2 tRNA genes are annotated in these 322 nt (G+C 51.9%); both read right to left on the reverse strand.

Going from position 1 to position 322, the window contains the following annotated elements:
• Positions 1–87: 87 nt before the first annotated feature.
• A tRNA-Glu gene (locus BGM27_RS20335) sits at positions 88–159 on the reverse strand.
• A 3-nt stretch (positions 160–162) separates the two neighbouring features.
• Positions 163–253, reverse strand: a tRNA-Ser gene (locus BGM27_RS20340).
• Positions 254–322 lie beyond the last annotated feature (69 nt).

Here is a 322-nt window from a genome sequence, read left to right on the forward strand (position 1 = left end):
ATAACAACGATCCGTTTTCAAACTTGAAGGTGTTTTTTGTTTGTCTCATATTATGGGGTCAGTCCCTAGTATGCAAGGTTTTTTTAATGACCCGTACGGGATTCGAACCCGTGTTACCGCCGTGAAAGGGCGGTGTCTTAACCGCTTGACCAACGGGCCTTATGGCGGAGAAGGAGGGATTTGAACCCTCGCGCCGCTTACACGACCTACACCCTTAGCAGGGGCGCCTCTTCAGCCACTTGAGTACTTCTCCGTATGGCTCCACAGGCAGGATTCGAACCTGCGACCGATCGGTTAACAGCCGATAGCTCTACCACTGAGC

Origin of the sequence: Bacillus sp. FJAT-27001, from assembly GCF_019039175.1 — a bacterium.
Classification (GTDB): domain Bacteria; phylum Bacillota; class Bacilli; order Bacillales; family Bacillaceae; genus Bacillus; species Bacillus velezensis.